Origin of the sequence: Phenylobacterium sp., assembly GCF_036402295.1 — a bacterium.
Lineage (GTDB): Bacteria > Pseudomonadota > Alphaproteobacteria > Caulobacterales > Caulobacteraceae > Phenylobacterium.
Genome location: NZ_DASWTE010000063.1, coordinates 1 through 6,394 on the forward strand (window position 1 = coordinate 1; position 6,394 = coordinate 6,394).

Here is a 6,394-nt window from a genome sequence, read left to right on the forward strand (position 1 = left end):
CCACCACCTCGGCGGCGGGCCGGCCGTAGACGACTTGGTCCTGCCTCGGGAATCTGTGCGTTCCGGTGAGCATCTGCCTTCCCTCCGCAAAGGTGCTAAGCACGACCGATGGCCCGACCTAAGACGCCCAAATCCGCCCGCTTTGCCAAGGGCCTCCCCGACCGCGACACGCTCCTGAAGTTCATCCGCGAGAGCGGCGAGACCGACAAGGGCGCGATCGCCAGGGCCTTCGGGCTGAAGGGGGAGGATCGCCGGCAGCTGCGGGCCATGCTGCAGACGCTGCAGACCGATGGCGCCCTGGGCAAGCGCGGCCGCCGGGGCCTGGCCGAGGCCGGCGCCCTGCCCGAGGTGGGCGTGGCGGACGTGGTCGAGCGCAGCGCCGACGGCGACCTGCTGGTGCGGCTGACCCGCGGCGAGGACGCGCCCCTCGTGCCGCTGGCCCCCGGCGGCGACGCCAAGGCCGGCGCGCCGGGCCTGGGCGACCGGGTGCTGGTGCGCTTCGTGCCGCTGGAGAACGGCGAGACCGAAGCGCGGCTGATCAAGCGCCTGGGTCAGAGCGCGCACCGCATCCTGGGCGTGGTCCGCAAGGCCCGCCGCGAGGTGCGGGTCGAACCGGTGGACCGCAAGTCCAAGGACACCCTGCTGCTGCCCGAGGGCGAGGACGTCCGCGACGGCGACCTGGTGCTGGCCCAGGTGGAAGCCCACGGCCCCCGCTTCGGCCCCAGGCGCGGCAAGCTGCTGGAGGTTGTCGGCCGCGAGGACGAGCCGCGCGCCTTCTCGATCATCGCCATCCACGCCCACGGCATCCCGACCGGCTTCTCCGAGGGCGCGGAGGCCGAGGCCGAGGCCGCCGAGCCCCCGACCATCGCCGGGCGCGAGGACCTGCGCGACGTGCCGCTGATCACCATCGACCCCGTGGACGCCCGCGACCACGACGACGCCGTCTACGCCCAGCCCGACGACGACCCGAAGAACCCCGGCGGCTGGATCTGCTGGGTGGCCATCGCCGATGTCGCGGCCTACGTGCGGCCGGGCTCGGAGCTGGACCGCATCGCCCGCGACAAGGGCAACAGCGTCTACTTCCCCGACCGCGTGGAGCCGATGCTGCCCGAGCGGCTGTCGAACGGCCTCTGCAGCCTGCGCGAGGGCGAGAACCGGGCCACCATGGCCGTGCGGATGGTGTTCGGCGCCGATGGTCGCAAGCGTTCGCACAAGTTCGTCCGCGGCCTGATGCGCTCGGCCGCCAAGCTCAGCTACGAACAGGCCCAGGCCGCCATCGACGGCGAGCCCGACGAAAAGACCGGGCCGCTGCTGGACACTGTCCTGAGGCCGTTGTGGGCCGCCTACGCCTGCCTGAAGAAGGGCCGCGACGCCCGCTCGCCGCTGGCCATCGAGAGCGCCGAGCGGAAGATCGCCATCAGCCGCGAGGGCGAGATCGCGGCCATCACCCCGCGCGCCAGCCTGGACGCCATGAAGCTCATCGAGGAGTTCATGATTCAGGCCAACGTCTGCGCCGCCGAGGCGCTGGAGGCCAAGAAGACGCCGCTGATCTACCGGATCCACGACCAGCCCAGCCAGGAGAAGGTCCAGGCCCTCGTCGACTTCCTGTCCACGCTGGGCCTGCCGTGGACCAAGGGCGAAGCTCCGCGCACCGAGCGCTTCAACCGCCTGCTGGACGAGACCCGCGGCGGCCCGCATGCCGACATCGTCAACGAGGTGGTGCTGCGAACCCAGATGCAGGCGGTCTATTCCACCGACAACATCGGCCACTACGGCCTGAACCTTGCGAAGTACGCCCACTTCACCTCCCCGATCCGCCGCTACGCCGACCTGATCGTGCACCGGGCGCTGGTGACGACTCTGGGGTTGGGCGGCGACGGGCTCTCCGAGTTCGACATCAGCCAGATGAAGGGCACGGCCGAGATCATCACCTTCGCCGAGCGCCGCGCCATGGCCGCCGAGCGCGACGCCACCGACCGCTACGTGGCGGCCTTCCTGGCCGACCGCGTGGGCGCCGACTTCACCGGCCGGATCACGGGCGTCACCCGCTTCGGCCTTTTCGTGCGGCTGGCGGAGACCGGGGCGGACGGCCTCGTGCCGGTCTCGAGGCTGGGCGGCGAGTTCTTCGTCCACGACGACCGGAGCCACGCCCTGGTGGGCGAGCGCTCGGGCGCACGCTGGCCGCTGGGCATGACCGTGGACGTGCGGCTCGTCGAGGCCACGCCGCTGACCGGCGGCCTGCTGTTCGAGATGCTGAGCGAGCCGGCGCCGCCGGACCGCTCGATGCCGCAGCCCCGGCTGGGCGTGCGCGGCCGCGGGGACCGCGGGCCCAAGCGCGGTCCACCAAGGCCGGCAGGGGGCCGACCCCCGGGCATCCGCACCGGCCGCAAGCAGAAGATGGGCGGCAAGCGGAGGTAGCGGCCTTCCGCCACGGCGCCCTTTCCACGCCTGCGCGGGCGGTCATACAGTTGTTTCATGGCCAGTGAAGAAGTCCCGCAGACCGACGGCGTCGCCAAACCCGAAGGCCCGCCGCGTGTCCCCGGACAGCGCGCCGTGCGTCCGAAGAACGCCGCCACGGTGATGATCATCCGCCGTGACGCGAAGAAGCCGCGCGTGCTTATGGGCAGGCGCCACGGCGGCCACAGCTTCATGCCCGACCGCTGGGTCTTCCCGGGCGGACGGATCGACCGGGCCGACTACCGCGCGCCGTTCGCCACGGACCTGCGCGCCGAGGTCGGCGGGCTGTTCGACCGCTACCTACCCGCCGGCCGCGGCCGGGCGCTGGCGCTGGCCGCCGTGCGCGAGACCTGGGAGGAAGCGGGTCTCCTGCTGGCCAAGCCCGGCGACGCCCGCGCGAACGGCCCCTGGAAGGACTTCGTGGCCCAGGGCGTGCTGGCAGACCTCGACGCCATGGACGTGATCGCCCGCGCCATCACGCCGCCGGCCGTGGGCAAGCGCTTCGACACCTGGTTCCTGAGCGCCGACGCCGAGCGCCTGACCAGCCTGGAGCGCCAGGCCGACTGCGGCGAACTGGAAGAGATCGACTGGGTCGACTTCGACGACGCCATGAGCCTGCCGCTGCCCACGGTCACGCGGATGATGATCAAGGAAGCCGCCCTGCGGATGACCGAACCCGGCCGCCCGAAGCCCTTCCTACGCTACAAGGACCGGGTGAGCGGGATGCGGCCGACGCACCTCTAGCGGGTCACCAGTTCTCACGGCCGTTGATCTTCTTCACCGGCAGCGTCTCCCAGCCGAGGTCTTCGAGCATCCGGACGTTGACGACGATCCGCATGTCGTCGAAGTCGGGCTGGCCGGTCTCGAAGTTGGGGAACTCGGAGTGCGTTCCCATCCCGCAGACCGGGCAGTAGTGATGCTGGCCGAGGTAGTCGCCCCACTGGTAGGTCCAGACCCGGTCGCGCGCCGTCGTCAGCTTGAACTGGTCGGACTTGTAGTAGGCCACCAGGCCGCCGCGCCGGACGCAGAACGAGCAATTGCAGTCGGTAAGCTCGGTGGGCATCTCGGCGACCTCGAACTGGATCGCGCCACAATGGCAGCGGCCTTTGACGGGCATGGACGAACTCCGCGGACTATGGAGAGGCCATCCTCGAACGCCCGTCCCGCCATCGCGGTGTCAGCAACGGGGGTTGGCCATTGACTTCGCGGCGCGGATTCGTATTTTCCGCGCCTCCTGAACACCCGCCGGCGGTGCGAACCCGTTTGGCCCCGCAAGGATTCGAGCCATGGCGAAGCCCGCCTCCATCAAGATCCGCCTGAATTCCTCGGCGGACACCGGCTACTTCTACGTGGCCAAGAAGAACGCCCGCACCAAGACCGACAAGCTCGTGCTGAAGAAGTACGATCCGGTGGTGCGCAAGCACGTGGAATTCAAGGAAGGCAAGATCAAGTAGATCTGCCAACCGACTGTATTCGTTGAAAACGCCCGGCCCGACGGCCGGGCGTTTTTCATTGCCCGGCGGGCTTGCGACTGAAGAACGCCATGGCCAGGCCGACCAGGCAGACGACCACCAGCGCAGCGACGATCAACAGCAGCCGCGATTCCGAGACGTACATCTCGCCCGTCGCACCCCCCATGCCTTTCCAGTGGCTGACGGCGCCCGCCATATAGAGCCCGCAGGCGAACGACCAAGCCACCAGGAGCAGCCGCGTCATCCGTTTGCGGAGCGCCAGCAGGCCAGCCACGATCAACACCGCGGCCGCAAGCTCGTCGATCATCCAAGTAGGCCAGTTCTCCCAGTTGTCGTAATTGCGCGCGATCTGCGCCACGCCGATGAGCGCGCCGACCGCAATGGCCATCAAGGCCGAGAGTCTGATCATTTCGAGGCCCACCGCTTCCGACGTCGCCAGCATAGGCCCGCCTGGCGCTTGACGTCACGTGGCGCCGGGCGGAGACTCCCGCCATCGACAACCCGCGCCTTGCGGGTGTTCGCGGGGTACCGCCCCGCGGCGAGCGAGTGGATCGGCGTCCCACGGGGGCGCCGGACACGCTCTCCGCGGGGCGTCTGCTTTCAAGGATCTCCCATGGAGCATCCCCGCATCGGCCTCAGCCCCGAACAGGCCCACGAATACGCCACCGAGGGCGTCACCCGCCTCCCCGGGGCCGTACCCGTCTCCGACGTCGCCGCCATGGTCGACGTCCTGTGGACGCGCCTGCGGGCCCGCTGGGGCGCTCATCGCGACCGCCCCGAGACCTGGCGCGTCGAACATCCCGCGCAGCTCACCTCGCGCGTCGACGACTTCGCGGCGATGGCGAGCCCCAAGGTCCGCGCGGTACTGGACGAGTTGCTGGGCGTCGGCGGCTGGAAGACGCCCGACCGCTGGGGCGTGCCGCTGGTCACCTTCCCCGGCTTCGCGAGGGACTGGGACGTGCCCCACCGGCACTGGCACCTGGACTCGCAGGCGACGGCCGATCCGCCCCGGGTGGCGCGGTTGTTCCTCGTGCTCGCGCCTTCGAAACCCGGCGGTGGCGGGACGGGCTACGTGGCAGGCTCGCACAGGGTGATCCGCGACCTGGCGCAGCGCCAGGGCGGCCCGCTGCGCTCGGCCGAGGCCCGCAAGCTGCTGACGGCGCGCGAGCCCTGGTTCGCCGCCCTGGCCGCCATCCGGCCCGGCGAGGACCGGGTGGCGCGGTTCATGGACGAACCGGGCGAGGCGGGGTGCGTGCCGGTCCAGGTGCGCGAGATGCTGGGCGAGCCCGGCGACGTGCTGCTGATGGACCCGCTGATGCTCCACAGCTTCACGCCCAACGCGCGCGAGACACCGCGGATGATGCTGACAGAGTGGGTCTACGGCGCCGACTGAGCGCAGGGTTCAGGCGGCGCGGGCGATGACCCGGTTGCGGCCGCGGGACTTGGCCTCGTAGACCGCCTCGTCGGCGCGCTTGATCAGCGCCTGGGAGGTGTCGCCGGGGCCAGTGCTGCAGGCGACGCCGATGGAGATGGTCACGGCCAGCAGCTCCTCGCCGCCCATCACGCGGAAGGGGGCGCCGGCTACGTGCAGGCGGATGCGCTCGGCGATGCGGCGCGCGTCCTCGAGGTCGGTGTCAGGCATCACCACCACGAACTCCTCGCCGCCGTGGCGGACGGGCAGGTCGATGGCGCGCACGTTGGAGGCCAGGCGCACCGCGAACTCGCTCAGCACCTCGTCGCCCACATCGTGGCCGAAGCTGTCGTTGACCTTCTTGAAGTGGTCGATGTCGATGACCAGCACCGAGACGGGCTCGCCCCCCTGGGCCGCCCGGCGCATCAGCGCCTCGAGCTGGCCCGCCATATAGCGCCGGTTGTGCAGGCCCGTAAGCTGATCGGTGACCGCCAGCTCCAGCGAGTGGTCGAGGTTCGAACGCAGATAGTCGGTGTAGCGCTTGCGGCGGATCTGCGTGCGCACGCGCGCCGCCAGCTCGCCCGGGTCGATCGGGCGCGCCAGGATGTCGTTGATGCCGATCTCCAGCGCCTTCACGGCCTTCTGGCGCTCGTCCAGGTCGGCGACGCCCAGGATCGGCAGGCTGCGGGTGGCCTCGTCCGAGCGGAGCTGGGCGGCGAAGCGCAGGCCGTCGAAGGTCTTGGCGTTCAGGTTGACGATGACCAGGTCGACCGGCCCCCGGGCGGTCAGGACCGCCTTGTAGGCCTCGCCTTCGGTGACCGGGCGATGCTCGATGGCTAGCTCGGCGGCCACGCGCTCGGCCTGGCGGGTGTTGTCGTCGACGATCAGGATGCGGCCGCCCGAGCCGCCCAGGCGCGACGCCGCGCCGGCGATCACGCCCATGCGGCGGCCGGAAGCCTCGCGGTCGCGCAGTTCGTCGATCACCGCCTTCAGGCGCGTCAGGCTGCGCACGCGGGCGAACAGCATGACGTCGTCGATGGGCTTGGTCAGGAAG

At 70.7% G+C, this 6,394-nt stretch carries 7 protein-coding genes; 4 read left to right on the top strand and 3 right to left on the bottom strand.

Going from position 1 to position 6,394, the window contains the following annotated elements; all coding sequences use genetic code 11:
• Nucleotides 1–108: 108 nt before the first annotated feature.
• Both rnr and VGD44_RS04120 read left to right on the top strand, forming a co-directional pair.
• Entirely contained in the window at nucleotides 109–2,418 is a 2,310-nt protein-coding gene (gene rnr, locus VGD44_RS04115) for a ribonuclease R (protein WP_331084152.1), read from the top strand.
• A gap of 57 nt (nucleotides 2,419–2,475) precedes the next feature.
• Nucleotides 2,476–3,201: an NUDIX hydrolase gene (locus tag VGD44_RS04120; protein WP_331084154.1), complete on the top strand. Its 726-nt coding sequence runs from the start codon at nucleotides 2,476–2,478 to the stop codon at nucleotides 3,199–3,201.
• Between the two features lie 4 nt (nucleotides 3,202–3,205).
• On the opposite strand, the gene VGD44_RS04125 is transcribed toward VGD44_RS04120, so the two are convergent.
• Nucleotides 3,206–3,574, bottom strand: coding sequence for a GFA family protein (locus tag VGD44_RS04125; RefSeq protein ID WP_331084156.1), 369 nt, complete (start codon nucleotides 3,572–3,574; stop codon nucleotides 3,206–3,208).
• A 169-nt stretch (nucleotides 3,575–3,743) separates the two neighbouring features.
• Here VGD44_RS04125 and rpmG point away from each other — a divergent pair, with 169 nt between their 5' ends.
• Nucleotides 3,744–3,911 carry a 50S ribosomal protein L33 gene (gene rpmG / locus VGD44_RS04130; RefSeq protein ID WP_331084158.1) on the top strand — a complete coding sequence of 56 codons (168 nt, stop codon included), beginning with the start codon at nucleotides 3,744–3,746 and terminating at the stop codon, nucleotides 3,909–3,911.
• A 55-nt stretch (nucleotides 3,912–3,966) separates the two neighbouring features.
• Here the strand turns inward: rpmG and VGD44_RS04135 are convergent, their stop codons facing one another.
• Nucleotides 3,967–4,371: a hypothetical protein gene (locus tag VGD44_RS04135; protein ID WP_331084160.1), complete on the bottom strand. Its 405-nt coding sequence runs from the start codon at nucleotides 4,369–4,371 to the stop codon at nucleotides 3,967–3,969.
• Nucleotides 4,372–4,542: 171 nt separating this feature from the next.
• Here VGD44_RS04135 and VGD44_RS04140 point away from each other — a divergent pair, with 171 nt between their 5' ends.
• Complete coding sequence (locus VGD44_RS04140) at nucleotides 4,543–5,322, top strand: hypothetical protein (protein WP_331084162.1); 780 nt, start codon at nucleotides 4,543–4,545, stop codon at nucleotides 5,320–5,322.
• Between the two features lie 9 nt (nucleotides 5,323–5,331).
• Here VGD44_RS04140 and VGD44_RS04145 read toward each other — a convergent pair.
• The coding region (locus VGD44_RS04145) for a diguanylate cyclase (RefSeq protein WP_331084164.1) at nucleotides 5,332–6,394 on the bottom strand (1,063 nt) is incomplete at its 5' end.